Origin of the sequence: Acinetobacter sp. NIPH 2699 (assembly GCF_022549355.1) — a bacterium.
Lineage (GTDB): Bacteria > Pseudomonadota > Gammaproteobacteria > Pseudomonadales > Moraxellaceae > Acinetobacter.
The window spans coordinates 1-242 of record NZ_JAKZGL010000050.1; the positions used below are offsets into that span (position 1 = coordinate 1).

Here is a 242-nt window from a genome sequence, read left to right on the forward strand (position 1 = left end):
GTACTGTCATTGGTCAATACATCATCAATCGTCACAACTGGCGCGGTGATGTCTGCTGAAACTGTTCCTGTACCTGGTGCTGATTCATTACCCGCTGCATCTGTTGCTGTCGCAGTAACTTCATCACCATCCACTAAACCACCTGGATTCGGTACGCTCCAACTGCCGTCTGGTCCAGCAACAACGTCTACTGTACTGCCATCTGGGAAGGTTACCGTCACCGTCGAATCAGGTTCTGCTGT

At 50.8% G+C, this 242-nt stretch carries 1 protein-coding gene; it reads right to left on the minus strand.

Annotation, left to right across the window (positions count from 1 at the left end):
* Nucleotides 1-242, minus strand: a 242-nt coding sequence (locus tag MMP72_RS15940) for an Ig-like domain-containing protein (protein WP_241406219.1), incomplete at both ends; no start/stop codon positions are given.